Here is a 23,998-nt window from a genome sequence, read left to right on the forward strand (position 1 = left end):
CATGCAAAGGCGCTGAATCAGGTCACTCCAAGCCTCTTGATATTCCCCGTCAGCTCCTTCGCCAGTCCCAGGCTGGCGGCAGTTGCCATCGTCATTTGCGGCAGCAGCAGCCATTCGAGCGTCCAGGCGGCGCCCGAGCGTTCCTGTTCGTGGATAAGCGACTGGTGGATGCCCGATAGAACAGTGGCGTTGAAGCGGGCGAGCGAGACGAGGACTTCGGCGGAGACGGGGTTCTGCTTGTGTGCCATGGCCGACGAGGTGCCGCCGCCTGAAATTTCGATCTCATCGCCGGCCTGGGCAAGCAGCGCGATATCCTGCCCCATCTTGCCGAGACTGCCCGATATCGACGCGAACAGGCCGGCAATATCGGCGATCGGCAGACGCCCGCTCTGCCATTGCGGTGCATCGGTGAGGCCGAGTTCCTGGGCGAGCGAAGCGCGGATGGCGGCGGCCTGCGATCCGATCTTGTCCAGGGTGCCGGCCGCACCACCGAACTGGACGGGAAAACTCTGCTCGGTCAGGCGATCGCGATAGGTCGTCAACGGTGCGCGCCACGCGTTGAGGCGATCAGCAACGGTAATCGGGATCGCCGCCTGCATACGTGTGTGACCCATCAGCCGGTTCCGGCCGAACTGGCGGTCCAGCGCATCGAGCCGTGCGGCAATGGTGGAAAGCCGACCGGCAAACAGGAAGACGACGGTCTTCAGGCGGATCATCAGGCTGGTATCGATGACATCCTGGCTGGTGGCGCCGAGATGCAGGCTTTTTGCCGCTTCCTCGCCGACATCGGCGCGCAACTGCTTCACGAGATCGGGAACAACGACACCGTCCCTTGCCGTTGCCGATCGAAGACTGGACATATCCGGCGAGAAGGCGGCGCAGGTGTCAGCGATGCGCCTTGCGGCTTCGGCAGGAATGAGGCCGTGAGCGGCTTCAGCCTTGGCGAGCGCGGCCTCGAAGGAGAGCATGGCCCGTATATCCGCCTCGGCGGAGACATAGGGCGCGATTTCATCGTCGCCGAGCAGGCTGGAAAGGAAGGGGTGGTCGAAGGGCGATGCGGTCATGATCGTCTCGGTTTGTGGTGGCGGCCCCCTCATCCGGCTGCCGCCACCTTCTCCCCACTGGGGAGAAGGGACTCGAGGCGGCGTCCGCGATTTATGGAGGCTACTTGCACAGTGGCCGGCAAACAAGCCGCCACCATGCCCTCAGATATCGAGAAACACCGTTTCCTTCGGGCCCTGCAGGTAGATGTCGAAATGACAGGTCGCGCCGTCGCGGGTGGCGATCATCGTTGCGACGCGCTCGCGATGTTCGATGCGGGAAAGCAGTGGGTCGGCGGCATTGGCCTCCGTCTCCTCCGGAAAATACATGCGCGTGTGTAGGCCGATATTGATGCCGCGGGCGACGATCCAGAAGGTGATGTGCGGGGCTTGTCTGCGGCCGTCCCTGAAGGGAACGCGGCCGGGCTTGACCGTCTCGAAGCTATAGACGCCGTCTTCAGCACGGGTCGGGCAGCGGCCCCAGCCGGTGAAATTGGGATCGGCGGCGCCGCGCATTTCAGACGGGCTGTTGTAGAGGCCGGCGCTGTCGGCCTGCCAGATCTCGACGACCGCATCGCGCACCAATGCGCCGGCGCCGTCGAAGATCCGGCCCGTGACGGTGATACGCTCGCCGAGCGTCTTGTCGTTGACCATCCCGATGCCGAGATCGGTGTCGTAGACGCCCGAGATGTCGCAGAAATTCGGCGTCAGGCCGATATGCACATAGGGGCCTGCCGTCTGCGACGGAGTTTCCTTGAGATAGCCGAGCTGCTGCATGGTCAGTTGCCCTCCAATTTGTTTTCGAACATCGTCGAGCGGCGGCCGCGCAGCACGATATCGAATTTGTAGGCGCGTGAATCCATCGGAATGGTGTTGCCCCAGTCGAGCGGCGCGATCAGCTGCTCGATCGCCGCCTTATCGGGGATCGTGCCGACGATCGGACATTTCCAGATCATCGGGTCGCCTTCGAAATACATCTGGGTGATCAGGCGCTGGGCAAAGCCATGGCCGAAGATCGAGAAATGGATATGGGCGGGGCGCCAATCGTTGATGCCGTTCGGCCAGGGATAGGCGCCGGGGCGGACGGTGCGGAAGTGATAACGGCCGTCCTCGTCGGTGATGGCGCGGCCGCAGCCGCCGAAATTCGGGTCGATCGCCGCCAGATAGGTTTCCTTCTTGTGGCGATAGCGGCCGCCGGCATTGGCCTGCCAGAACTCCACCAAGGCGCCTGCAACCGGCCTGGCGCGCTCGTCGAGCACGCGGCCATGGACGATGATGCGTTCGCCGATGGCGCTTTCGCCGGGCTGCGCGTAGTTCAGGATCAGGTCGTTATCGAGGTCTCCGATCATCGAATGGCCAAAGACCGGACCGGTGATCTCGGAAATCGTGCCGTCGAGCGAAAGCAGCGCCCGCTGCGGCGCGCGCAGCACGGAAGTCTTGTAGCCGGGGGTCAGCGCCGGGGCATGCCAGGCGCGGTCGCGGGCGAAAAAGGCGCCGGTCTCGGGCTTGCGGTTCTGTCGTTCGGACATGTTCCTCCCTCAGGCCGCCTTTTCGGCGTCCATCTGTTCAAAAGCCTGCTTTGCGATCTTGATCGCGTGATTGGCGGCGGGAACGCCGGCATAGATCGCCACATGCAGCAGCGCCTCGCAAATATCCTCGCGGGTTGCGCCCGTATTGGCGGTGGCGCGCACATGCATGGCGACCTCGTCGTCCTGGCCGAGGGCGGCAAGCAGAGCGATCGTGACGATGGAGCGCTCGCGCTTCGTCAGCGCCGGGCGCGACCAGACATGGCCCCAGGCGGCTTCGGTGATCAACTCCTGGAAAGGGCGGTCGAACTCCGTCGACGCGGTGGCGGCGCGGTCGACATGGGCGTCGCCGAGCACGGCGCGGCGGGTCGCCATGCCCTGGCGATAGCGCTCGGAGGAGGACGCGGTCTCATTCATGGGCTGACTTCTCCGGACGGAATGGATGTGAGGAAGGCGCGGATGATCGCCGTCAGCGCCTCCGGCTGCTCGACGCAGGGAATGTGCGCGCAATCAGGGATGACCTCGTAACGGGCGCCTGATATCAGCTTCGCGGTCGAAAGCACGAGATCGGGCGGCGTCGAGCCGTCCTGGTCGCCGACGATGCAGATCGTTGGGACAGTGATCGTCTTTGCGATTTCGGTGAAATCGGCATCGCGGATCGCGGCGCAGGCGGCGAGATAGCCCTCGACGGGCTGGCGCGTCAGCATGTTGCAATAGCCGGCATAGGCATTGTTTTCGGGCCGCCGGAAGGCGGGTGTGAACCAGCGTTCCATGATCGCGTCGACAATGCTGCCGATGCCGTTTTTTTCGACGGCGGCGATGCGGGCGTTCCAGCTCTCCGCCGTGCCGATCTTGTGGGCGGTGTCGCAGAGGATCAGCGCGCGGATCAGGTCCGGCCGGCGGTGATAGAGCGATTGGGCGATGAGGCCGCCGACCGAGAGACCGCAGATGACGGCATCCTTGACCGACAGTAGATCGAGAAGGCCGGCGAGATCCGTCGCATGGTCCTCGATCGATGAGGGAAGTTGGCCGACATCGGAAAGGCCGTGGCCGCGCTTGTCGTAAAGCACGATGGCGAATTCGCCGGCAAGCCGTACCACGACGTCGCGCCAGATGCGGAAATCCGTTCCCAGCGAATTGGTAAAGACGATCACCGGCCTGTCGGCAGGGGCGCCAATGACCTGATAATGGATCGTCACGTCGTTTATGCGGGCGAACTGCACGTCACTCTCCTCCCTCATCAAATCGGTTGAGCCGGAGGACCGGCATTTGGTTTAACTGACGGAAGGCATTCCTGACTCAGGCGTCTGCGCCATGAACGGCTCCTCCCGCCCGCCTCACCCTCCGTCATACTCGGGCTTGACCCGAGCATCCACAACGCATCCACCAGCAGCAGCGGGCATGGATCCTCGGGTCAAGCCCGAGGATGACGGAGAGTGGGGTTAGCCCTCTTGCCAAACTTGCCCCGGCCTATCGAGGCACACCGCATCCGGTGCTTCACTAAGCCTCCCTGGATCATAGAGGATTTCACAAAGAATGATGCGCGCTTAAAAATTTAGAGTTCTCGCCACCCATCCAACGGGACAGGTGGCGTTCCGGCGGGAAATTGACTGGTTGATCCGGTTAAGTAAAATGATATTTATTGGAGTTTAGATAACCCTGGAGTTATGCGAGCAATGATCGACAGCCGGGTCAAGTTCCGCCATCTGCAAACCTTTGTCGAGGTGGCGCGGCAGAAGAGCGTCATGAAGGCCGCCGAATTGCTCCATGTCAGCCAGCCGGCGGTCACCAAGACGATCCGCGAACTGGAACAGGCGCTGGGCGTCGATGTTTTCGAGCGCGACGGCCGCGGCATCAAGATCACCCGCTACGGCGAGGTCTTCCTGCGGCACGCTGGCGCTGCGCTGACGGCGCTGCGACAGGGTCTCGATTCCGTCTCGCAGGAGCAGTTTTCCGATGCGCCGCCGATCCGGATCGGTGCGCTGCCGACGGTTTCATCGCGCATCATGCCGCGGGCGATGGAACTCTTCCTCAAGGAGAAGACCTGGAGCCGGGTGAAGATCGTTACCGGCGAGAACGCAGTGCTCCTGGAGCAGCTTCGCGTCGGCGATCTCGATATCGTCGTCGGGCGCTTAGCAGGCGCCGAGAAGATGGCGGGTTTTTCCTTTGAGCATCTTTATTCCGAACAGGTGGTGTTTGCCGTGCGCGCCGGCCATCCGCTGCTCGACGGCAGGCAATCGCTCTTTGCCGGCTTCGGCAACTATACGGTGCTGATGCCGACGCGGGGTTCGATCATCCGGCCCGTAGTTGAAAATTTCCTCATCGCCAACGGCGTCTCCAGCCTGCCGAACCAGATCGAGACGGTGTCGGATTCCTTCGGCCGCGCTTTCCTGCGGGCGAGCGATGCGATCTGGATCATTTCCAACGGCGTGGTGGCCGCCGATGTCGCCGACGGGCGGCTGGCGCTTCTGCCGGTCGATACCGGCGAGACTAGGGGGCCGGTCGGGTTGACGATGCGCGCCGATGCTGTTCAGTCTCTGCCGCAATCGATCCTGATGCAGACGATCCGCGAGGCGGCAGGCGAGGTTTCCTGAGGTAACGGAGGTCGGACCGATGGAGAGTCAGAACAAGGATCTGGGCAGGCGGGCGACGGAAGCGTCGGTGAAATTCGTCGTGGTTCTGGCGGTGATGATCTTCGTTGCGGCGGGCTCGCTGACTTATTGGCAGGGCTGGCTGTTCCTTCTCAATTTTTGCGGCTGGATCATCGCGACGACGGCCTATTTCCTGAAGTATGACCGCGCTTTGCTGGAACAGCGGCTGCATGTCGGGCCGGGCGCGGAGCGGCTACCGGCGCAAAAGCGTATTCAGCTTTTCAACAGTGTCGCGCTGATTGCGCTCTTCATCGGCTCGGCCCTCGATCATCGGTTCGGCTGGTCGGCCGTTCCGGTGCCGATGGTGATATTCGGTAATCTCCTGGTCGCGGCCGGTTTTTACGGCTGCTTCCTCGTCCTGCGTCAGAACAGCTTCGCCTCGGCGACAGTCGAGATCCAGAGGGACCAACGGGTCATTTCCAGCGGGCTCTACAGCATCGTGCGCCATCCGATGTATGCGGCGGCGCTGGTGCTCTTCTCAGGCATGCCTGTATCGCTGGGCTCCTATTGGGGCCTGCTTGCCATCCCTCCTGCCTTTGGCGGACTTGCTGCGCGGCTGCTGGATGAGGAGAAACATCTGACAAGAGACCTGCCGGGTTACGCCGAATACCGCCGCAAGGTCCGCTACCGGCTGCTGCCTGGACTATGGTGACGCCAAAGCCGGCAGTCCGCTGGACCCACCTCTTCAAATTTGATTGATAAATGTCCATATTTGGACTATGTCTAGTTCAAGACAGGAGATCTCTATGCAGCATGCACGACGGGAGCGCCGAGAAGGCCAAGGGCCACAGCGGCTGGAAGTAGAGCGATTTGCTCCGGCAAACCGCAGGAGGCTCAGCGCCCCGGCACTCCGAACCTTCCTGGCGATCGCCGATCTCTGGGGACTGACGGAAGAGCAGCGTCTGCTTGTGCTCGGTTATCCCTCTAGGTCGACCTACCACAATTGGGCCAAACAGGCGCGCGAGCACGGTGCCTTCACGCTCGATGTCGATACGCTAACCCGCATCTCGGCCGTGCTCGGCATCCATCAGGCGCTCGGCGTGCTGTTTTCCGATGAACGCGCTGGCGTCGCCTGGCTGCGCACACCGCATCAGGCGCTCGTTTTCAGCGGGCGTCCGCCGCTTGATGTCGCGACGAACGGAACCCAGGACGGGTTGATGACTGTCCGCCGCTTTCTCGATGGCGCGCGAGGCGGTCTCTATATGCAGCCGAATGCGCTCGACGAAGCGTTCACGCCCTACGAAGACGCGGACATCGTCTTCCGGTGAGGGATCGGTTTGCCCAGGCGCCACGTCCATCGTACCGCTTGATCCCTTCGCAGTTTCCGCCCATCGGGCTTTTTGAGACGGTGACGCGGGCGGCCGATCTCGAAGCCGTGATGGAGCTCGTCGGCTGGACCAACGACCGTCTGGTCGCCGACCGCATCCAACGGCTTCCCGAGGACCAATGGGTTTATGGCATTGCCAATGCCAGTATTGTGATGGCGGCATTCCTGCATGTCGCGCCGGGAGGAATGCGCTTCAACGGCCCGGATCTCGGCGCCTGGTATGCCGCCGACGATCTCAGAACCGCCGCCGCGGAGGTTGGCCATCATCTCAGGCGCGAAGCTTACGCGCGCAGCGTGGCGACGATGGCGCGCACCTATCGAAGCTATGCGGCCAATCTGATTGGTGATTACCTCGACATTCGCGGTGAAGAGAGTCTGCGGCCCGATGTTTATGACGCCACCAGCTATGCGGCGTCGCAGGTGCTGGGGGAAGAGGTCCGCTCGAGCGGCGGCGCCGGTATCCTCTATGACAGTGTCCGGCTTAAAGGCGGAGTGGCCATCGTCGCCCACCGGCCGCGCAATATTCAGGGCGTGGTGCAGGCCGACCACTTCGAAATCACCGTTTCGGCCACCGACCGACGCATCGATGTCAGGAAGCTTGCAGCCTGATGGCGGCAGCCGCGGGCCGGCACCGGGAAAAGGGTGATGCTCAAACCGGCAGTCGTTCGGCCCATGTCTTCACCGCCGTCGCCATCGTAGCGAGGTGATCGGCACTGGAGAAACCGGAGATCGTCTTGCGCGGCTTGAGGTCGTGGTCGCCATCCTCGAGCCAGAGGATCTCGATCCTGTCGGACAGATCGTAGCCTGGCACCTCGTCCCGCGTGCCGAATTCGTCCCGCGTTCCCTGGCAGATCAGGGCGGGCGTCGCCAGCCCTGTGAGATGGCCGGTGCGCAGCTTCTCCGGCTGGCCGGGCGGATGGAAGGGATAGCCGAGGCAGAGCAGGCCGGCGATCTTACCCCGACGATGAAGACCGTCGGCGATCATGCTGGCGACCCGGCCGCCCATCGACTTGCCGCCGATGATTAGAGGACCGCTGGCGCCGAGCTCGGCAATGGCCGCCTCGTATTCGGGATTGAGCGTTTCGGCCCGTGGCGGCGGCTTGCGGCCTTCCGAGGTGCGGCGGGCAGCCATATAGGCGAATTCGAAACGGGCCACACGGAAGCCGACGCCGGCGAGCGCATTTGCGGCTGCTGTCATCGATGCCGAATCCATCGGCGCGCCGGCGCCATGCGCAAGAAGGATGGTGAAGTGCGCATCCTGAGGGCCCTGCAGCAGAAACCTGTCAAGCATCGGTAAATCCTCCATCCCATCGCCGGAACCATGTCGACGGCCATGACTTCTTCCTGAAAAGGAGACTGACAATGTCGACGAATGATCAAAACGTAAAGCCCGAGCAGCGGCGACCCAAGGATGTCGGCGTCGTTCCTGAAAAGCCGGAGCCCGCCGACGCAGAATCGATGGCGCCGCCGGCGGTGCAGCCGGCTGGGGTCAGGGACAAAAGCGAACGACCTGTGGTCAATCCGATCACCGGGGTCGCCTCCTGATCGACTACGGTCGATTATCGTGTAGAACCGCTGAACAGCCTCTTGAAACCCCGGCGGGAAGGGTCCATATACCCGTCCTGCCTGAAAAATGGACGCGCGCGGTATCGACGTCGTCGAATTGTTCGTTGTCCGACAGGATAAGGGCGCTCCCCGCAAGGGTCGAGCGCCCTTTTTGCTTTGCAGCCCTTGCGCATACCGCCGCTTTCGTCTTGTCGTTTGACGGGCGAAGGGATTCCAGCGGCGGAGAAGCGAGGCCCCGTGAAGCGGATTAGTTAGAAAATACCGGCAAAGCAGCCGCGCCAGCCAAGCGGAGACGGCCGCACTTTTTACGCCGGGAAAGGGTTTTGCCACGCATCTAGTTGTTCAAGCCGTTCGTACCACGCCTGTATATGCCTGAACTCGGAAAGTGGAATCTCAGCAGAAGTCGCATAAGGAAGTGCAGCGGCCAACGCGAAATCTGCGACAGTCAGTGTCTTTCCGACCGCGACGCTGTTCTCGGCCAAATGGTCGTCGAGCACGCGAGCATGGAGTCGGAAGCTCGTCTTCGCATCTTCGATCACGGCGACGTCAGGCTCTCCGCCGAACAACGGCTTGATCAAGGTTTCAAACCACAGTGTTGCCCCGTGCCGGGTGAAATGACTGGCGTCCCAGCTCAGCCACCGGAGGACGTCGATCTGCCGGTGGTCATGCGGCCAGAAATCCGAGGCAACTCTGTCAGACAACCGGCACATGATGGCATTCGCTTCCCACAAGGTTCCGCCATCATCCTGCAGCACAGGGACTTTCCCGTTCGGGTTAAGAGCCAGGAATTCAGTGGTGCGCTGTTCTCCGCTTGCCAGGTCAATCCTTATGAACTCCACGTCGGCTTTAAGAAAACGGGCAGCGGCGCAGGCCTTCCGAGGATTGAGCGTCTCGCAATAGTAAAGCTTCATCGCCGCCTTATTCATGGTCCGGCCTTTCGGATTCAGCCCCCAGAAAAACGCCAAGTCGCTCGAAGCTTTGCGACCAACCACCTTGATGACCCTCAAGTGACGATGCGCTTTCAAATCCACTTTGCCGAAACGTCATTTCCGTGCCTCCGTCGCTTTCCTTTAGCGCAATCGTGACCACCGTTTCCGGGCTCGTTTCGCCGGTTCCGATTTCCCAGGCATGTGTGAAGACAAGCCTGTGCGGAGGCTCGACCTCAAGGTATTTTCCGCTAACCCAGTGCTCCTCTCCATCTGGCGCTATCAGACAGGCGCGGTGTCTACCACCGGGCCAAACTTCAAGCTGGTCGCCCACCGCCTTGAAACCGAGAGGACCGCTCCATTGCGCTAGCGCTTTCGGGTCGGTCCATGCCCTGAAAACGAGATCGCATGGGGCATTGAACCTTCGTACAAAAACCAGATCGCGAGCATTGTCGGTATCAGTCTTCGGATTTGTCATCTTCGTATCCTTGTACCTTGGACAAATAGCCATCGAGACGATCGAAGCTCTGATCCCAGAAGCGTCTGTAATCGCCAATCCAATCAGAAATTTTCTTCAACGCGTCCGGCTGAAGTTCGCGGGGACGCGAAGTCGCTTCACGGCCGGAGCGGATCAATCCGGCCTGTTCCAGGACCTTGAGATGCTTTGAGATGGCAGGCTGAGACAACTCGAAGGGATCTGCGAGTTCGGCCACGGTCGCCTTGCCGTTAGCAAGCCGCTCAAGGATTGCTCTCCTTGTTGGGTCTGAGAGTGCGGAGAAAATCGAATCGAGGCTGCTATCCATATATCACCATGTAGCTATATAACCGAAGAGATATATTGCTTATGGCGGCGTGTCAAGGTCATCTTGCGCAACCGTTTCCCTGCAAACAGGTGCCCATGCTAACGCTGGCGATGCTGGGGCGGCTAGAGCGGCCATTAAGAAACGTTCTCCTTTCCATTATGCGGCCTCAGAAACGAGCTTCGGCATGCCAGCGAAGATCGTGGAACGGTTCTTGCACGGTTACTAATATGTTTACTGTGGGGAGACCTAATGTCATGAAGTGGCGCACATCCGAAGAGTTTGCCCCTCTGATGCTCGTTGTGAGTGGGTCGGAAAAATACAAGCTTGTCGCAACCCTTTTCCAGGCTGCCGAGATGCTGACCGTTGGCTGGCCGATCGACGACGGAGAAGAATATCTTATAGCGATTAGAGCGTGCCGAAATGCAATTCATGGGGAAATTCCGGCTCAGGACGCGCGAGCAGCGCTTATCCGTGCCGCCGACGAAGCTGGCATTCCGGTGATCACCGTTCACTGAGTTTCGCAGCCGACGGTGAAATGAGTTCACGGGGCGGCGTCCTCTCGGAAGGGCGCAATGCTGATCATGAGCTGGTTCGATGGTCCGCATTTCGGAACGCGAGATCTTGATCGGCTGGACTTTGGCGATCCGGGCGCTGAGCCGGCCAAAGCGCGGGGCAAATATTTTCCGTCGGCTCTGTCGATTTTCGCATCAGCCGATCGTCCTTGTAATGATGTGCTGGCACCGCGGTCGTGGCTTCAGCACGTCCTTGGCGCGTCTGAGACGCGCGGCAATAGAAGGAGGATATCATCATGGATAATCAACATCTGGTGCCCGCCGCCGTGCTTGCGGCCAAGAACGGCGTCCGGTTTCCCAATGAGAGCGAGGCGTATCGCAGCGCCCGCGACGCGCTGCTGGCCGAAGAGATCGATTTGCGCCGGCACATCGAGCGCGTGGCAAGACAGCGCCGGGCGCTGCCGCCGGGCGGCGAGGTGACGAAAGACTACCGCTTCCAAGGCAGCGACGGGCCGATCTCCTTTGCCGAGCTCTTCGCCGACAAGGATACGCTGATCGTCTACAGCTACATGTTCGGCCCGCAACGCGAGCGCCCGTGCCCGATGTGCACCTCGCTGCTGTCGGCCTGGGACGGCGAAGTGCCTGACATCCAGCAGCGCGCCGCCCTTGCGGTCGTCGCCCGCTCGCCGATCGAAAGGCTGCTGGCCTTCAAGAAGGAGCGCGGCTGGCATCATCTGCCGCTTTATTCCGACATGACGGACGACTACAGCCGCGACTATCACGCAATCGGCAGGGATGGCAGCGATGACGCCGCCTTCAACGTATTCACGCGGCGCGACGGCACCATCCGCCATTTCTGGAGCCAGGAGATGGGCGGTGTGACGGCCGATCCCGGTGAGGATCCGCGCGGCGCGCCCGACCTGATGCCGCTCTGGACCGTGCTCGATGCGACGCCCGAAGGTCGGGCACCGGACTGGTATCCGAAGCTGGCTTATTAAGATCAGCCGCGTCTACGCCGTCAGCCGGTGGAGCGGTTTCTTGAGGCTTCGACCCATTCGATGCTGGTAACCGCATCATCCGGCAGCGGCGGCGGATCGATGTCGTAGACATAGCCGGAGAGCATGTCGGCGGCGCGTTCCGCCGCCTTGATCTTCGCCTCGGTTTCCGCGACCGCCTTGGAGATTGCTTCGATGCGGGCGCGGAACATGTGGGCGAGCACATCGCGGCCGGACTGCTTTTCCAGCCGTTCCAGATGCAATCCGATGCGCGAGGCGTGGCGCTCCAGCTCGCTCTTGCTGAAACGCGCCTTTCGCAGTTCTTCGGAAAGACTGTCCTGCATGACGGCCACGGGATCGAAACTTCCGGGTGCGCGCTCGTCGAGCACCGCATCGGTGACGAGCTTCTCGATCATCACCAGCGCCTGCAATTCGGCCGCATCGGCGAATTCGACGTCGTAGCCGGTATCGTCGTAGACCTTGCGCCGGACCGGATCGAGAAGCAGCCCATAGGCTTTCTGCAGATGGGCAAAGGCTTCCGAATCACCACCCGAATCGGGGTGGGCAACCTTCGCCAGGCGCCGATAGGCGGCCTTCAGCTGCGCCTCGTCCGCATCGCGTTCAACGCCGAGAATATCGTATGGATCCGTCACGCCTGCTCCCTTGCTCCCCGACACGTTGCGGGCAGTCTAGGTCTTCTTCTGCATCAGAAGGGCGAAGTTTAGACCGAAACGAGGAATGACGTCCATGGCCCGAGATGGCGATGGTTTATGCACATGCGTCGCCAAATCCTCGATTATTTAATGTTTTCAATCTGTTGTTCTAAGCTCAGCCTGTGGTGATCGAAGCGAGATAACATCTGGCTTCGCCATCGACTTTCAGCACGGTTGCGGCCGCGTCCTCGATCAGCAGCGCATCGCCGGCCGCAAGCGCGCCAGTCTCGCCGTCGCGCCGGAATGACAATGCGCCGCGATGGCAAAGCAACAGGCATGTCGAGGGCGGCAGCGGCACGGTCTTGCTGCCATCGACGTCGATACGGATCAGCGTATGGCTAAGCCCGTAACGGCGCGTCATCACGTTGAGATCGGTGATCGCTCCGTCCTGGAGCCTGGCTGCGACGGGGATATCCGCCGGGAAGGCCAGGGGATCGCTTGCCATTGTCAGAAGCACGGGCGTGCTGCCTGCGATACCGAGCACCATGCCCTTGCCATTAAGGATCGCCAGCGTGCGGTCGATGCCGGGAAAGATCGAAAACGGGCCATCCTCTGCGACCGTCGCCATGCTGATGCGCCAGTCGAAGTCGTTGATCGAAGCGCCGGGTGGAAAGACGGCGATCTCCACCGTCTCTCCCTTGCCGTTTTTCCAGGGCATGCGTTTGTGATCGCCGGCGCGCAGGATCCTCACGGGGCTCAGTTCCCGAGAATGCCGGGCAAGCGCAAGCCCTTTTCCTTGGCGCAGTCGATGGCGATCTCGTAACCGGCATCGGCGTGGCGCATGACGCCGGTCGCCGGATCGTTCCAGAGTACGCGCTCGAGGCGTCTTGCGGCATCATCCGTGCCATCGGCGCAGATGACCATGCCGGAGTGCTGCGAGAAGCCCATGCCGACGCCGCCGCCGTGATGCAGCGACACCCAGGTGGCACCCGATGCCGTGTTAAGCAGGGCATTGAGCAGCGGCCAGTCGGAGACGGCGTCTGAACCGTCCTTCATCGCTTCGGTCTCGCGGTTCGGCGAGGCGACGGAGCCGGAGTCCAGATGATCGCGACCGATGACGATCGGGGCGGAGAGTTCGCCAGTTCTCACCATCTCGTTGAAGGCGAGGCCGAGCTTGTGGCGGTCGCCCAAGCCCACCCAGCAGATGCGCGCCGGCAGGCCCTGGAAGGCAATGCGCTCCCTGGCCATATCGAGCCAGTTGTGCAGGTGCTTGTTGTCAGGCAGCAGCTCCTTCACCTTGGCATCGGTCTTGTAGATATCCTCCGGATCGCCGGAAAGGGCCGCCCAGCGGAAGGGGCCGACGCCGCGGCAAAACAGCGGGCGAATATAGGCCGGCACGAAGCCCGGGAAGGCGAAGGCGTTTTCGAGGCCTTCGTCCTTGGCGACCTGGCGGATGTTGTTGCCGTAATCGAGGGTCGGCACGCCGGCATTCCAGAAGGCGATCATCGCTTCGACATGCTCGCGCATCGAGGCGCGCGCCGCTTTTTCCACAGCCTTCGGATCGCTTTCGCGCTTTGCTTTCCACTCACCCATCGTCCAGCCCTTCGGCAGATAGCCGTTGATCGGGTCGTGCGCCGAGGTCTGGTCGGTGACGATATCGGGGCGGATGCCGCGGCGGACCATCTCCGGCAGGATTTCGGCGGCATTGCCGAGCAGGCCGACGGACTTTGCCTCGCCGGCCTTGGTCCAGCGATCGATCATCTCAAGCGCTTCATCGAGCGTCTCCGCCTTGGCGTCGACATAGCGGGTGCGCAGGCGGAAATCGATCGAATCGGGATTGCATTCGACGGCGAGGCAGCAGGCGCCGGCCATGACGGCGGCGAGCGGCTGGGCGCCGCCCATGCCGCCGAGCCCGCCGGTCAGGATCCATTTGCCCTTGAGATTGCCGCCGTAATGCTGGCGGCCGGCCTCGACGAAGGTCTCGTAGGTGCCCTGCACGATGCCCTGCGTGCCGATATAGATCCACGAGCCGGCCGTCATCTGGCCGTACATGGCAAGGCCCTTCTTATCCAGTTCGTTGAAATGATCCCAGGTCGCCCAGTGCGGCACGAGGTTGGAGTTGGCGATCAGCACGCGCGGCGCATCCTTGTGGGTGCGGAAGACGGCCACCGGCTTGCCGGATTGGACGATCAAGGTTTCTTCTTCCGTCAGCGTCTTCAGCGTCGCGACAATGCGGTCGAAATCCTCCCAGGTGCGGGCGGCGCGGCCGATGCCGCCATAAACGACGAGTTCGTTCGGATTTTCGGCAACGTCAGGGTCGAGATTGTTCATCAGCATGCGCAGCGGCGCTTCGGTCATCCAGCTCTTGGCATTGAGATCGTTGCCGCGGGGCGCGCGGATTTCGCGGATATTGTGGCGTGGATTGTTCATGGCGGTTCCCCTGTTCTCAGGTTTCGGGCGTCAGCGTTTCAGGTCGGGCGCGATCTGTTCGATGCGCACCAGAATGTTTTTGAGATGGACGCGGAGTCTGTCTGCCTTGGCGGCATCGTAGGCGAAGGGCGCCGCCTCGGTCTGGAGATGCGTCGATTGCGCAAGCTCCATCTGGATCGCGTGCACACCGGTATCGGGCTGACCATAGTGGCGTGTCGTCCAGCCGCCCTTGAAACGACCGTTGAGCACACTGTCGTAACCTTCGGCGGCTTCGACGACGGTGAGCGTCGCCTGCTCGATGGCGCTGTCGCACGTCTTGCCCATGTAGGTGCCGATATTGAAATCCGGCAACTTGCCTTCGAAGAGGAAGGGGATGTGGGAGCGGATCGAGTGGCAGTCGTAGAGAATTGCGACGCCATGGATTGCTCTCACGCGCTCGATCTCGGCGGCAAGTGCCGCATGATAGGGGGCATGAAAGTCCCGCAGCCGCGCCGCGACGTCGGCTTCGTCAGGCGCCTGCCTATCCCTCCAGATCGCCTTGCCGTCGAAATCCGTCTGGGGAATAAGGCCGGTGGTGTTTTGGCCGGGATAGAGGCTGACGCCGGCCGGATCGCGATTTGCGTCGATCACATAGCGGTGGAAGGTGGCGCGCACGGTGGTGACATTGTCGAGCAGCCCGTCATAGAGCCGATGGATGTGCCAGTCGGTGTCGGCCAGCATCCTGCCGTTGTCGTTGAGGCGGTCGGCAATCTCAGCCGGCACGTTGGTGCCGGTATGGGGGAAACCGAGGATGACGGGGGAGGTGCCCCGATGGATTTCGTATGGTGCGGTCATGGCAAAAACCCCTCCCCAACCCCTCCCCACAAGGGGGAGGGGCTAGAGCCAGCCGCACGCTCTGCGTTCAAGATTGAATGCAGCCGGGGCCGCAGGTTAAGCCCCTCCCCCTTGTGGGGAGGGGTTGGGGAGGGGACTTTTTCCATCATCATCTCAACCTTCCAAAACCGGCAGAATGCCATCCGAAACGGCGGCGTTCAGCGCGCCCGTCGCCACCAGTTCGGCCGCCGCGGCGAGGTCATTGGCCATATAGCGGTCGCTGTCGAGGCTCGGCACCTTGCTGCGGATTGCGGCGATCGCCTTGCCAAGCTCCGGGCTCGTCGACAGCGGCGCGCGCAGTTCGACGCCTTGGGCGGCGGTCAGCGCCTCGATGCCGATGATGCCGAATAGGTTCTCGGTCATGCCGAGCAGGCGGCGGGCACCATGGCAGGCCATGGAGACATGGTCTTCCTGGTTGGCCGATGTCGGGGTCGAATCGACCGAGGCCGGGTGCGACATCTGCTTGTTTTCGGACATCAGCGCCGCAGACGTCACCTCGGCGATCATCAGGCCGGAATTCAAGCCCGGCTTCTTGGCGAGAAAGGCCGGCAGGCCGTAGGAAAGGGTCGGATCGACCAGCAGCGCGATGCGGCGCTGCGAAATCGCGCCGATCTCGCAGACGGCAAGTGCGATCTGATCGGCGGCGAAGGCCACGGGTTCGGCGTGGAAATTGCCGCCGGAGACGACGGAATTGTCCGACAGCACCAGCGGATTGTCGGTGACCGCATTAGCCTCGATTTCAAGCGTGCGGGCAACCGAGCGCAGCAGATCGAGGCAGGCGCCGTCGACCTGCGGCTGGCAGCGAATGCAATAGGGATCCTGCACACGCTCGTCGCCCTCGATGTGGCTTTGGCGAATGATGGAGTTTTCGAGGAGCGCGCGAAGCGCGGCAGCCGTGTCGATCTGACCCTTGTGGCCACGCAATGTGTGAATATCCGGATGAAAGGGCGCTGAAGAGCCCATGGCTGCATCGGTGGACATGGCGCCGGTGATCAGCGCTGCCTGCGCGGCGCGATGGGCGCGGAAGAGGCCGGCAAGCGCCAGTGCCGTCGAGGTCTGGGTGCCGTTGATCAGCGCCAGGCCCTCCTTGGCGGCGAGCACGACCGGTCTGAGGCCGGCCCTTTCGAGGGCTTCGGCGCCTGAGAGGCGTTCGCCGGCGAAGAAGGCTTCGGCCTCGCCCATCATCACCGCCGCCATATGGGCAAGGGGCGCAAGATCGCCGGAGGCGCCGACTGAGCCCTTTTCCGGGATCAGCGGGATGATGCCCTTATCCAGCATGCCTTCGATCAGCCGCACCAGCTCCAGCCGCACGCCGGAGGCGCCGCGCCCGAGCGAGACCAGTTTCAGCGCCATGATCAGCCGCACGATATTCTCAGGCAGTGGCGCGCCGACGCCGCAGCAATGCGACAGGATGAGATTGCGCTGCAAGGTGGTTACATCGGCGCTGTCGATCTTGATCGAGGCGAGTTTGCCGAAGCCGGTATTGATACCGTAGACCGGCGCATTGCCGGCGGCGATCTCGGCGATACGGGCAGCGGCCTTGGTGATCCCGGCATCGAAGGCGGGATCGAGCCTTGCCGGTGCGCCCGTCCAGTAGATGGTTTCCAAATCTTTGAGCGAGACGGAGCCCGGGTGGAGCGTGATGGTCATCGACCGTTCCTTTCGCCCTTGAAGACGCGTGTGTGAAGCGGATTGAAGCCGATGCGGTAGACGAGCTCGGCGAGGCTTTCGATATTCCATATGGCGAGATCGGCGAATTTGCCGGGTTCGAGCGTTCCCGTCTTGTCGAGCAGGCCGAGGGCGCGGGCGCCTTCGCGGGTGGCGCCGGCGATGCATTCCTCGACGGTGAGGCCGAAAAGCGTGGCCGACATGTTCATGGTGAGCAGCATCGAGGTGAGCGGCGAGGTGCCGGGATTGCAATCGGTGGCGATCGCAATCGGCACACCTGCCCGCCGCAACGCCTCTACCGGCGGCTTCTGCTTCTCATGGATAGCGTAGAAGGCGCCGGGCAGCAGCACGGCAACGGTGCCGGCTGCAGCCATCGCCGCAACGCCATCTTCGTCGAGATATTCGAGATGATCGGCCGATAGCGCGCCGTATGACGCGGCGAGCTTGGCGCCGCCAAGATTGGAGAGCTGCTCGGCATGCAGCTTGACCGGTAGGCCGAGCGCCTTCGCCTTGTCGAAGACGCGGGCGATCTCAGTTGTGGAAAAGGCGATGCCCTCGCAGAAGCCGTCGACCGCATCGGCAAGACCGAGATTGTGCATGTCGTCGAGACCGGGCAGGACGACATCATCGAGATAATCGCCGTTGCGACCCTTATATTCCACGGGCGTCGCATGGGCGCCGAGATAGCTGGTGGCGACGCGGACCGGTCTGATATGGCCGAGCAGGCGGGCACTCTGCAGCATCTTCACTTCGCCGGTTCGGTTCAGCCCGTAACCGGACTTGACCTCGATCGTCGTCACACCTTCGGCAAGCAGCGTGTCGAGCCGCGGCAGCGCCTCGGCGACGAGCTCTTCGACGGACAGCGCATTGGTCGCCTTCACCGAGGAGACGATGCCGCCGCCGGCACGGGCGACCTCCTCATAGGTGGCGCCTGCAAGCCGCATTTCGAACTCGCGGGCGCGGTTGCCGCCGTGGACGATATGGGTGTGGCAGTCGACGAGGCCGGGCGTTACCCAGCGGCCTTCGAGATCGACGATTTCGGAGTGTTCGATGGCCGATGCCGGCAGGTCGCTTTCGGCGCCGGCAAAGGCGATGCGGCCGTTTTCGATCAGCACGGCGCCCTTTTCGACGATGCCGAGTCCTTGTTTGCCAGGCGCCAGCGTGGCCAACCGCGCATTGCGCCAAAGAACTGGGCGACCTTCTGCGGACGAGGTTTCCTCTGAAAAATTGTTCCCGGTCATCAGCTTTGCGCCTTTCCTTATGTCAATAACATGTATATACATAATCGACGGGTGACAAGAGAAATTTTGCGCGCTTTTCTGGAAAAGAAAGATCGGCGACGCGGCAAAAGGAGAGGGAAGGCCATGACCACACTTCACGCAGGCACGGCGCTGACGCCGCAAGGCTGGCAGAAAGATGTGCGGCTGACGCTTGAAGCCGGGCGCATCGCGCGGGTCGAAATCGGGACTTCTCCCGGGCCGGGCGATGAACGCCACGCTCTCCTCGTTCCCGCCATGGCGAACCTGCACAGCCATGCCTTCCAACGGGCGATGGCCGGCCTTGCCGAAGTGCGCGGCCCGGCCAATGACAGCTTCTGGAACTGGCGCACGGTCATGTACAAGTTTGCCCTGGCGATGACGCCGGAGCATGTCGAAGCGGTCGCGGCCAAGCTTTATGCGGAAATGCTGGAGGCCGGGTTTTCCCGCGTCGGCGAGTTCCACTATCTTCACCACGACAGGGACGGCAGCACTTACGCCAATATCGCCGAGCTTGCCGAACGCATCGGCGCGGCAAGCGAAGAGACCGGTATCGGCCTGACGTTGCTGCCGGTCTTCTATGCTCATTCCGGCTTCGGCGGAGCTGCCCCCATCGAAGGTCAGCGGCGTTTCATCAATTCGCTCGAAAGCTTCGAAAGGCTGATGGAGGGATGCCGGGCAGTCACCGGCCGGCTCGACGGCGCCGAGCTCGGGCTGGCGCCGCACAGCCTGCGCGCGGCGACACCGGACGAGCTTATAAAGCTCGTGCCGATGGCGGGCGACGGTCCCATCCATATCCATGTCGCCGAGCAGGTGAAGGAGGTCGAGGACTGCGTCGCCTGGTCCGGCGCGCGGCCTGTGGAATGGCTGCTCGATCATGCGCCTGTGGATGAGCGCTGGTGCCTGATCCATGCAACGCACATGACCGAGGACGAAACGCGGCGGATGGCGAAAAGCGGTGCGATCGCTGGCCTCTGCCCGATCACCGAAGCCAATCTCGGCGACGGTGCCTTTGCCGCGCCGCTTTTCCTCGAAGACGGCGGGCGTTACGGCATCGGCTCGGATTCCAACGTGCTGATCTCCGTGCCGGAGGAACTGCGCCAGCTCGAATATTCGCAGCGCCTGGCGCTTCGCGCTCGCAACGTCGTGGCTGCACCCGGTGGTTCGACGGCGCTTTCGCTGTTCACACATGCACTGGCCGGTGGTGGCGCCTCGCTGAAGGCGCCGGCCGGACTCGCCGTGGGCCATTCCGCCGATATCGTTTCGCTCGATACGACGGCCGTTCCTTATCTCGCAGGCGACCAGATCCTCGACCATTGGGTGTTTGCCGGCGGCGTCGCCGTCGATTGCGTCTGGGCGCATGGCCGCAAGCAAGTGGAGGGCGGCCGCCATCTCAGGCGCGACGCCATCGACCGGCGTTTCCTGGCGGTCATGGGCGAATTGCTGGCCGCCTGAAAAAGAGCTTTTGCTGTCCGGACATTCGAATTAGATCTAGCGTCCGGAATTGCGTAAAAACAAAGAGATAGCGGGAGACCAATCGGAACGTGACGATGAACCAAGGCAGGGATCCCACCTTGCATCAGCGCATCCTCAGCGACATCGAGGGCCGTATCGTCTCGGGCGATTGGCCGCCGGGGCACCGCATTCCCTTCGAGGTCGATCTCGCCACGCAGTATGACTGCTCGCGCATGACGGTGAACAAGGTGCTGACCCAGCTCGCCAAGGCCGGCCTGATCGAGCGCCGCAAGAAGTCCGGCAGCTTCGTCACCCAGCCGCAGGCGCAATCGGCTGTTCTCGAAATCCACGACATCAAGGCCGAGGTGCAGTCGCTGAACCTGCCCTATTCCTATGCGGTATCGAAGAAGACGAGCCGTAAGGCCAAGGCAGAAGACAGCCGAAGGCTGGAACTGCCGGTGGCGTCGTCGGTCGTCGAGATCGTCTGCATCCACAATGCCGGCATGCGGCCCTTTTGCCTAGAGGAGCGGCTGATCAGCCTTGCGACGGTGCCGGAGGCCGCCAATGCCGATTTTCTTACGATGGCCCCGGGGCCATGGCTGCTCAACCAAGTGCCGTGGAGCACGGCCGAACACCGGATCCACGCCGTCTCGGCCAGTGCCGAGGTGGCCGCCGTCCTCGACATAGCGCGCAATACCGCCTGCCTCGTGGTCGAACGCCGCACCTGGAGCGGCGCCGGCCCGGTGACGCATGTGCGTTTCACCTATCCGGGCGATCGTCATGCATTGGTGGCGCGTTTCACGCCGGCATCACAATAAGCCGCTATCTTCCATATACAACATGAGCAGTGTTTTCATTCCTCGAACAACTTGCCGCTGCGCGCTTCCAGCCGGTAGCGGTGGCCAGGGTAGACGAGGCGAGCGGTCGAGACCACCTGTTTTGCCGACCAGGTACGCCGGCGGATCGTCAGGCACGGTTCGGTCTTCATGATGGTCAGCAGCTTGCATTCCCAGGCCTGTGGCATCGCCGCTTCGACAACGTGCTCGGAGCCGCTGAGCGGGGCTGCGGCCGTCAGATAAGCGTTCGGCGTCAGCGTCGAAAAATCCTGGTCGAGATATTCAGGGGCGGCCTCCGGATGGACGAAACGGTCCTCGATCTGCACTGGAACACCGTTTTCGCTGTGGACGATCAGCGAGTGGAAAACCGCAGCACCGATCGGCAGTTCGAGCGCGTCGGCAACCTCGGGAGAGGCTGTTTCCTGGGCGAGAACAACGACGGAGGCCTCGTGGGTATGACCGCGTTCGGCAATTTCCTCGGCGATGTTGCGGACCTCGAACAGCGCCGAATAGCCCTTGCGCTCGGCAACGAAGGAGCCGACGCCCTGGATGCGGATGAGTTCGCCCTCGTTGGCAAGTTCGCGCAGCGCCCGGTTGGCAGTCATCTTGCTGACGCCGAGCTCGACGACCAGTTCGTTTTCCGAGGGCACGCGATATTTCGGCGGCCACTCGCCGCTGTGGATGCGGTCGAGGATCACCTGCTTGACGCCGGCATAGAGCGGGGTGCTATCATTCTGCGCCAGTTCGCGCTTCATCTCGCCGGGACGCTTCATTGCCTATTCCTTTTGCACAAATGGAATTCGCCACATAATTCGACTTTCCCCTTGCATATCACAAAATTTCTCATATGGTACCATATACAACCTCCCAATCGGTCCTTGAAACAGAAATAGGACAGGAAAGGGCAAGCCGGCGAAGATCGGCCGTGGTGCCGCAAGGTCTGTTTCAACTCCAGAGGAGAATTCACAAATGAAATTCAGCGCAATCCTGCTTTGTGGCGTGGCGGCTTTTTCCGCCTTCGCCGCGCCTGCCTTTTCCAAAGACTGGACGAAGGCGACCATCACACTCGAAGGCGCCTATGCGCCCTGGAACCTCACCAATGCCGACGGCACGCTCGGCGGCTTCGAACCGGAACTCGCCAAGGTGCTGTGCGAACGCGCCAAGATCGAATGCACGCTGGTCGCCTCCGATTGGGACGGCATGATCCCGGCGCTCAACGCCGGCAAGTTTGACGTCATCATGGATGCGCTGTCGATCACCGAGGAGCGCAAGCAGGTCATCGACTTCACCATTCCCTATGCCGCCACGCCTGCCGCCTTTGCCACCGCCAAGGACAGCCCGCTGGCAAAGGCCGCCGGCACCGGCACCACGATCAAGATGACGCCCGGCCAGACCGGCGTGAAGGAGATCGACGCGCTGAAGGCGGCCTTCAAGGGAAAGACGATCGGCATTCAGGCGGCGACCGTTTACGCCAAGTTCGTCTATGACAATTTCGGCGATATTGCCGAGATCCGCGAATACAAGACCGGTGCCGACCGCGACCTCGACCTGCAGAACGGCCGCATCGACCTCGGCTTCGATGACGCCGTCTATTTCGCCAATGCCTTTGCGTCCGCCAACGGCGCACTCGACTTCACCGGCCCCGAGATCGCCGGTTCGATCTGGGGCGAGGGCGAAGGCCTGGGTGTCCGCAAGGCGGATACGGACCTGCGCGACAAGTTCAGCGAAGCAATCAAGTCCGCACTTGCCGACGGCACCGTCAAGAACCTCTCGATGAAGTGGTTCAAGGTCGACGTCAGCCCGCAATAAGCATTTCGGCCTTTCGGCCGCAAACGCCGGTCTCCGGCTTTATCGCCGGAGACCGCATGCTCGAACAGGATGATTTTTGGCCCGGTCGGCCTAAAACTGAATCCTGTTCTAAATAAAAGAGTTAGAGCATGATGTCGTCCGAAAACCGCTGGTACTTTTCGGCATCATGCTCTGGTGTCAATCCGCAAAACACTGCCACGGACGGGGAACGGACGATATGGCAAGCTTGGAACTTCTCGGCTTCGGCTCGACCGGATGGGGCGCGCTGCTCGTTGCCGCCGCCTTGATGACGCTGGCTGTCACGGCGACGGCACTGGCGATCGGCGCGGTGCTGGGCGCGATCGTCGCGGCCGCGAAACTCTCCGGCAATCTTGTCCTTGTCACGCTCGGCAATGTCTACACGACCGTGTTTCGCGGCGTGCCGGAACTGCTGATCATCTATCTCATCTATTTCGGCGGTTCGTCGGCCGTCACCTCGATCGGCCAGTCGTTGGGTTACGAAGGATTCCTCGGTTTGCCTTCCTTTGTCGCCGGCGCGCTAGCCGTCGGCATCATCTCCGGCGCCTACCAGGCGGAGGTGTTTCGCGGCTCTTTTCTTGCCATCTCCAAGGGCGAGCTTGAGGCCGCCTCGGCGATCGGCATGCATCGCGGCATGCGCCTTCGCCGCATCATCATGCCGCAGGTGTTTCGCCTCGCCATTCCCGGCCTCGGTAACGTCTGGCAGCTCAGTCTCAAGGATTCGGCGCTGATCTCCGTCACCGGTCTTGCCGAACTGATGCGCACCAGCCAGGTGGCGGCGGGCTCGACCCGGCAATATTTCCTGTTCTTCATCGCCGGCGGCTGCCTCTATCTCATCCTGACCAGCCTTTCGGACCGCATCTTCAACGGGGCGGAGCGCCGCGCCAATCGCAGCATGCCGGCATCCGCCATGGGCCAGGCGTAAGGAGGCGACAATGGATTTCACCTTCATCGCCTCGACCATGGTCACCCTGCTCAAGGCCGTGCCGACGACGCTCATCCTGTTTTCCCTGTCGATCGTCTCCGGCGGCCTGCTGGCGCTTGTCATCGTCTGGATGCGGACCAGCGGCAATAGAGTGCTTTCGGGCTTCGCCAAAGGCTATATCTTCGTCTTCCGCGGCTCGCCGCTTTTGATCCAGATGTTCCTGGTATTCTACGGCCTCAGCCAGTTCGGCTTCATCCGCTATTCCTTCCTCTGGCCGTTCCTGCGTGAGCCGATGGTCTGCGCCGTGCTGTCGCTGGCGCTCTGCACGGCCGGCTACACGGCGGAGATCTTCCGTGGCGGCATTCGTGCCGTCTCGCCGAAGGAGATCGAGGCGGCGCGCTCGATCGGCATGTCCGGCTTCCTGCTGGTGCGCCGTATCCTGGCGCCGATCGCCTTCCGCCACGCGCTGCCGGCCTATTCCACCGAGATCGTGCTGATGATGAAGTCGACGGCGCTCGCAAGCCTCGTCACCGTCTGGGAGGTCACCGGCGTGGCCCAGCGGCTGATCTCGCAGACCTACCGCACAATGGAAGTCTTTCTCTGTGCGGCGATCATCTATCTCGTCCTCAACTTCATCATCCTGCAGGGCATGGCTCTGCTCGAATATTCGCTGTCCCGACATCGCCGCGCGGCCCCGCAGCCGCTGAAAGCGTAGTAGCTTTTGACCCG

The 23,998-nt window shown here is 62.2% G+C and carries 28 protein-coding genes; 12 read left to right on the forward strand and 16 right to left on the reverse strand.

The window, feature by feature from the left end; all coding sequences use genetic code 11:
* Nucleotides 1-17: 17 nt before the first annotated feature.
* From N1937_RS29905 to pcaD, 5 genes are all read right to left on the reverse strand, one after another.
* Nucleotides 18-1,064, reverse strand: a complete 1,047-nt coding sequence (locus N1937_RS29905) for a 3-carboxy-cis,cis-muconate cycloisomerase (protein WP_017968242.1) — start codon at nucleotides 1,062-1,064, stop codon at nucleotides 18-20.
* Nucleotides 1,065-1,205: 141 nt separating this feature from the next.
* Nucleotides 1,206-1,817, reverse strand: coding sequence for a protocatechuate 3,4-dioxygenase subunit alpha (gene pcaG / locus N1937_RS29910; RefSeq protein ID WP_260060380.1), 612 nt, complete (start codon nucleotides 1,815-1,817; stop codon nucleotides 1,206-1,208).
* A gap of 2 nt (nucleotides 1,818-1,819) precedes the next feature.
* The gene (gene pcaH, locus N1937_RS29915) at nucleotides 1,820-2,569 is read right to left on the reverse strand and encodes a protocatechuate 3,4-dioxygenase subunit beta (RefSeq protein ID WP_017968244.1); all 750 of its coding nucleotides are present in this window, start codon (nucleotides 2,567-2,569) and stop codon (nucleotides 1,820-1,822) included.
* A gap of 9 nt (nucleotides 2,570-2,578) precedes the next feature.
* Nucleotides 2,579-2,983 (reverse strand): 4-carboxymuconolactone decarboxylase, encoded by a 405-nt coding sequence (gene pcaC / locus N1937_RS29920; protein WP_017968245.1) that lies wholly within the window; start codon nucleotides 2,981-2,983, stop codon nucleotides 2,579-2,581.
* A complete protein-coding gene (gene pcaD, locus N1937_RS29925; protein ID WP_017968246.1) occupies nucleotides 2,980-3,789 on the reverse strand; it encodes a 3-oxoadipate enol-lactonase in 810 nt (269 codons plus the stop codon). Before pcaD ends, pcaC begins: the two co-directional genes overlap by 4 nt.
* 453 nt (nucleotides 3,790-4,242) lie before the next feature.
* On the opposite strand from pcaD, the gene pcaQ reads away from it, so the two are divergent.
* The 4 genes from pcaQ to N1937_RS29945 all read left to right on the forward strand — a co-directional run bounded on the left by pcaQ (nucleotide 4,243) and on the right by N1937_RS29945 (nucleotide 7,153).
* The gene (gene pcaQ / locus N1937_RS29930) at nucleotides 4,243-5,160 is read left to right on the forward strand and encodes a pca operon transcription factor PcaQ (RefSeq protein WP_017968247.1); all 918 of its coding nucleotides are present in this window, start codon (nucleotides 4,243-4,245) and stop codon (nucleotides 5,158-5,160) included.
* Between the two features lie 19 nt (nucleotides 5,161-5,179).
* A complete protein-coding gene (locus N1937_RS29935) occupies nucleotides 5,180-5,869 on the forward strand; it encodes a methyltransferase family protein (protein ID WP_170277618.1) in 690 nt (229 codons plus the stop codon).
* A 94-nt stretch (nucleotides 5,870-5,963) separates the two neighbouring features.
* On the forward strand, nucleotides 5,964-6,485 hold the full coding sequence (locus N1937_RS29940) for an MbcA/ParS/Xre antitoxin family protein (RefSeq protein ID WP_170277619.1): 522 nt from the start codon (nucleotides 5,964-5,966) through the stop codon (nucleotides 6,483-6,485).
* Nucleotides 6,482-7,153, forward strand: a complete 672-nt coding sequence (locus N1937_RS29945; protein WP_017968250.1) for an RES family NAD+ phosphorylase — start codon at nucleotides 6,482-6,484, stop codon at nucleotides 7,151-7,153. Before N1937_RS29940 ends, N1937_RS29945 begins: the two co-directional genes overlap by 4 nt.
* A 40-nt stretch (nucleotides 7,154-7,193) precedes the next feature.
* Here N1937_RS29945 and N1937_RS29950 read toward each other — a convergent pair whose 3' ends face one another.
* A complete protein-coding gene (locus N1937_RS29950) occupies nucleotides 7,194-7,835 on the reverse strand; it encodes an alpha/beta hydrolase family protein (protein ID WP_170260548.1) in 642 nt (213 codons plus the stop codon).
* Between the two features lie 71 nt (nucleotides 7,836-7,906).
* Here N1937_RS29950 and N1937_RS29955 point away from each other — a divergent pair, with 71 nt between their 5' ends.
* Nucleotides 7,907-8,089: a hypothetical protein gene (locus N1937_RS29955; protein WP_017968252.1), complete on the forward strand. Its 183-nt coding sequence runs from the start codon at nucleotides 7,907-7,909 to the stop codon at nucleotides 8,087-8,089.
* A 326-nt stretch (nucleotides 8,090-8,415) separates the two neighbouring features.
* Here N1937_RS29955 and N1937_RS29960 read toward each other — a convergent pair whose 3' ends face one another.
* From N1937_RS29960 to N1937_RS29970, 3 genes are read right to left on the reverse strand one after another with little or no spacing between them, the layout of a single operon-like run.
* Nucleotides 8,416-9,036, reverse strand: a complete 621-nt coding sequence (locus tag N1937_RS29960) for a glutathione S-transferase family protein (protein WP_170277621.1) — start codon at nucleotides 9,034-9,036, stop codon at nucleotides 8,416-8,418.
* Nucleotides 9,029-9,514: an SRPBCC family protein gene (locus tag N1937_RS29965; RefSeq protein WP_260060381.1), complete on the reverse strand. Its 486-nt coding sequence runs from the start codon at nucleotides 9,512-9,514 to the stop codon at nucleotides 9,029-9,031. Before N1937_RS29965 ends, N1937_RS29960 begins: the two co-directional genes overlap by 8 nt.
* Nucleotides 9,495-9,839 (reverse strand): ArsR/SmtB family transcription factor, encoded by a 345-nt coding sequence (locus N1937_RS29970; protein WP_164575646.1) that lies wholly within the window; start codon nucleotides 9,837-9,839, stop codon nucleotides 9,495-9,497. Before N1937_RS29970 ends, N1937_RS29965 begins: the two co-directional genes overlap by 20 nt.
* 254 nt (nucleotides 9,840-10,093) lie before the next feature.
* Here N1937_RS29970 and N1937_RS29975 point away from each other — a divergent pair, with 254 nt between their 5' ends.
* Together N1937_RS29975 and N1937_RS29980 are read left to right on the forward strand one after the other, a co-directional pair.
* On the forward strand, nucleotides 10,094-10,354 hold the full coding sequence (locus N1937_RS29975; protein ID WP_017968256.1) for a DUF982 domain-containing protein: 261 nt from the start codon (nucleotides 10,094-10,096) through the stop codon (nucleotides 10,352-10,354).
* A gap of 293 nt (nucleotides 10,355-10,647) precedes the next feature.
* Nucleotides 10,648-11,349 carry a DUF899 family protein gene (locus tag N1937_RS29980; protein ID WP_170277624.1) on the forward strand — a complete coding sequence of 234 codons (702 nt, stop codon included), beginning with the start codon at nucleotides 10,648-10,650 and terminating at the stop codon, nucleotides 11,347-11,349.
* 20 nt (nucleotides 11,350-11,369) lie between these two features.
* Here the strand turns inward: N1937_RS29980 and N1937_RS29985 are convergent, their stop codons facing one another.
* From N1937_RS29985 to hutI, 6 genes are all read right to left on the reverse strand, one after another.
* On the reverse strand, nucleotides 11,370-11,999 hold the full coding sequence (locus N1937_RS29985; RefSeq protein ID WP_170277625.1) for a J domain-containing protein: 630 nt from the start codon (nucleotides 11,997-11,999) through the stop codon (nucleotides 11,370-11,372).
* 175 nt (nucleotides 12,000-12,174) lie between these two features.
* Nucleotides 12,175-12,750 (reverse strand): HutD/Ves family protein, encoded by a 576-nt coding sequence (locus tag N1937_RS29990; protein WP_170277626.1) that lies wholly within the window; start codon nucleotides 12,748-12,750, stop codon nucleotides 12,175-12,177.
* 5 nt (nucleotides 12,751-12,755) lie between these two features.
* Entirely contained in the window at nucleotides 12,756-14,429 is a 1,674-nt protein-coding gene (gene hutU, locus N1937_RS29995; protein WP_017968261.1) for a urocanate hydratase, read from the reverse strand.
* A 30-nt stretch (nucleotides 14,430-14,459) separates the two neighbouring features.
* Nucleotides 14,460-15,263 carry an N-formylglutamate deformylase gene (gene hutG, locus N1937_RS30000; RefSeq protein WP_260060382.1) on the reverse strand — a complete coding sequence of 268 codons (804 nt, stop codon included), beginning with the start codon at nucleotides 15,261-15,263 and terminating at the stop codon, nucleotides 14,460-14,462.
* A 153-nt stretch (nucleotides 15,264-15,416) separates the two neighbouring features.
* Nucleotides 15,417-16,952, reverse strand: a complete 1,536-nt coding sequence (hutH, locus tag N1937_RS30005; RefSeq protein WP_260060383.1) for a histidine ammonia-lyase — start codon at nucleotides 16,950-16,952, stop codon at nucleotides 15,417-15,419.
* Nucleotides 16,949-18,211: an imidazolonepropionase gene (gene hutI, locus N1937_RS30010; protein WP_260060384.1), complete on the reverse strand. Its 1,263-nt coding sequence runs from the start codon at nucleotides 18,209-18,211 to the stop codon at nucleotides 16,949-16,951. The genes hutH and hutI overlap by 4 nt, the downstream gene beginning before the upstream one ends.
* Before the next feature lie 123 nt (nucleotides 18,212-18,334).
* Here hutI and N1937_RS30015 point away from each other — a divergent pair, with 123 nt between their 5' ends.
* Nucleotides 18,335-19,681, forward strand: a complete 1,347-nt coding sequence (locus tag N1937_RS30015; protein WP_260060385.1) for a formimidoylglutamate deiminase — start codon at nucleotides 18,335-18,337, stop codon at nucleotides 19,679-19,681.
* 95 nt (nucleotides 19,682-19,776) lie between these two features.
* A complete protein-coding gene (gene hutC / locus N1937_RS30020; RefSeq protein WP_017968266.1) occupies nucleotides 19,777-20,499 on the forward strand; it encodes a histidine utilization repressor in 723 nt (240 codons plus the stop codon).
* A gap of 35 nt (nucleotides 20,500-20,534) precedes the next feature.
* Here the strand turns inward: hutC (N1937_RS30020) and hutC (N1937_RS30025) are convergent, their stop codons facing one another.
* Nucleotides 20,535-21,290, reverse strand: coding sequence for a histidine utilization repressor (gene hutC, locus N1937_RS30025; protein WP_017968267.1), 756 nt, complete (start codon nucleotides 21,288-21,290; stop codon nucleotides 20,535-20,537).
* A 196-nt stretch (nucleotides 21,291-21,486) separates the two neighbouring features.
* Here hutC (N1937_RS30025) and N1937_RS30030 point away from each other — a divergent pair, with 196 nt between their 5' ends.
* The 3 genes from N1937_RS30030 (at nucleotide 21,487) to N1937_RS30040 (ending at nucleotide 23,984) form a co-directional block, all read left to right on the forward strand.
* Nucleotides 21,487-22,326: a transporter substrate-binding domain-containing protein gene (locus N1937_RS30030; protein WP_017968268.1), complete on the forward strand. Its 840-nt coding sequence runs from the start codon at nucleotides 21,487-21,489 to the stop codon at nucleotides 22,324-22,326.
* Nucleotides 22,327-22,543: 217 nt separating this feature from the next.
* On the forward strand, nucleotides 22,544-23,269 hold the full coding sequence (locus N1937_RS30035) for an ABC transporter permease (protein ID WP_017968269.1): 726 nt from the start codon (nucleotides 22,544-22,546) through the stop codon (nucleotides 23,267-23,269).
* A gap of 10 nt (nucleotides 23,270-23,279) precedes the next feature.
* Entirely contained in the window at nucleotides 23,280-23,984 is a 705-nt protein-coding gene (locus N1937_RS30040; protein ID WP_260060386.1) for an ABC transporter permease, read from the forward strand.
* The last annotated feature ends 14 nt before the right edge of the window (nucleotides 23,985-23,998 follow it).

It is taken from the genome of Rhizobium sp. WSM4643 (assembly GCF_025152745.1).
Classification (GTDB): Bacteria; Pseudomonadota; Alphaproteobacteria; order Rhizobiales; family Rhizobiaceae; genus Rhizobium; species Rhizobium leguminosarum_I.

Excerpts from the sequence above, each read along its gene's own strand:
- N1937_RS30035 (WP_017968269.1), top strand. The coding sequence starts at position 22,544 with ATGGCAAGCTTGGAACTTCTCGGCTTCGGCTCGACCGGATGGGGCGCG.
- N1937_RS29970 (WP_164575646.1), bottom strand. The coding sequence starts at position 9,839 with ATGGATAGCAGCCTCGATTCGATTTTCTCCGCACTCTCAGACCCAACA.
- hutC (WP_017968267.1), bottom strand. The coding sequence starts at position 21,290 with ATGAAGCGTCCCGGCGAGATGAAGCGCGAACTGGCGCAGAATGATAGC.
- pcaQ (WP_017968247.1), top strand. The coding sequence starts at position 4,243 with ATGATCGACAGCCGGGTCAAGTTCCGCCATCTGCAAACCTTTGTCGAG.
- N1937_RS29965 (WP_260060381.1), bottom strand. The coding sequence starts at position 9,514 with ATGACAAATCCGAAGACTGATACCGACAATGCTCGCGATCTGGTTTTT.
- N1937_RS29975 (WP_017968256.1), top strand. The coding sequence starts at position 10,094 with ATGAAGTGGCGCACATCCGAAGAGTTTGCCCCTCTGATGCTCGTTGTG.
- N1937_RS29960 (WP_170277621.1), bottom strand. The coding sequence starts at position 9,036 with ATGAATAAGGCGGCGATGAAGCTTTACTATTGCGAGACGCTCAATCCT.
- N1937_RS29905 (WP_017968242.1), bottom strand. The coding sequence starts at position 1,064 with ATGACCGCATCGCCCTTCGACCACCCCTTCCTTTCCAGCCTGCTCGGC.
- N1937_RS29955 (WP_017968252.1), top strand. The coding sequence starts at position 7,907 with ATGTCGACGAATGATCAAAACGTAAAGCCCGAGCAGCGGCGACCCAAG.
- hutI (WP_260060384.1), bottom strand. The coding sequence starts at position 18,211 with ATGACCGGGAACAATTTTTCAGAGGAAACCTCGTCCGCAGAAGGTCGC.
- pcaG (WP_260060380.1), bottom strand. The coding sequence starts at position 1,817 with ATGCAGCAGCTCGGCTATCTCAAGGAAACTCCGTCGCAGACGGCAGGC.
- N1937_RS29980 (WP_170277624.1), top strand. The coding sequence starts at position 10,648 with ATGGATAATCAACATCTGGTGCCCGCCGCCGTGCTTGCGGCCAAGAAC.
- pcaH (WP_017968244.1), bottom strand. The coding sequence starts at position 2,569 with ATGTCCGAACGACAGAACCGCAAGCCCGAGACCGGCGCCTTTTTCGCC.
- N1937_RS30015 (WP_260060385.1), top strand. The coding sequence starts at position 18,335 with ATGACCACACTTCACGCAGGCACGGCGCTGACGCCGCAAGGCTGGCAG.
- N1937_RS29935 (WP_170277618.1), top strand. The coding sequence starts at position 5,180 with ATGGAGAGTCAGAACAAGGATCTGGGCAGGCGGGCGACGGAAGCGTCG.
- hutU (WP_017968261.1), bottom strand. The coding sequence starts at position 14,429 with ATGAACAATCCACGCCACAATATCCGCGAAATCCGCGCGCCCCGCGGC.
- N1937_RS30030 (WP_017968268.1), top strand. The coding sequence starts at position 21,487 with ATGAAATTCAGCGCAATCCTGCTTTGTGGCGTGGCGGCTTTTTCCGCC.
- hutH (WP_260060383.1), bottom strand. The coding sequence starts at position 16,952 with ATGACCATCACGCTCCACCCGGGCTCCGTCTCGCTCAAAGATTTGGAA.
- pcaC (WP_017968245.1), bottom strand. The coding sequence starts at position 2,983 with ATGAATGAGACCGCGTCCTCCTCCGAGCGCTATCGCCAGGGCATGGCG.
- N1937_RS29940 (WP_170277619.1), top strand. The coding sequence starts at position 5,964 with ATGCAGCATGCACGACGGGAGCGCCGAGAAGGCCAAGGGCCACAGCGG.
- hutC (WP_017968266.1), top strand. The coding sequence starts at position 19,777 with ATGAACCAAGGCAGGGATCCCACCTTGCATCAGCGCATCCTCAGCGAC.
- N1937_RS29950 (WP_170260548.1), bottom strand. The coding sequence starts at position 7,835 with ATGCTTGACAGGTTTCTGCTGCAGGGCCCTCAGGATGCGCACTTCACC.
- N1937_RS30040 (WP_260060386.1), top strand. The coding sequence starts at position 23,280 with ATGGATTTCACCTTCATCGCCTCGACCATGGTCACCCTGCTCAAGGCC.
- hutG (WP_260060382.1), bottom strand. The coding sequence starts at position 15,263 with ATGACCGCACCATACGAAATCCATCGGGGCACCTCCCCCGTCATCCTC.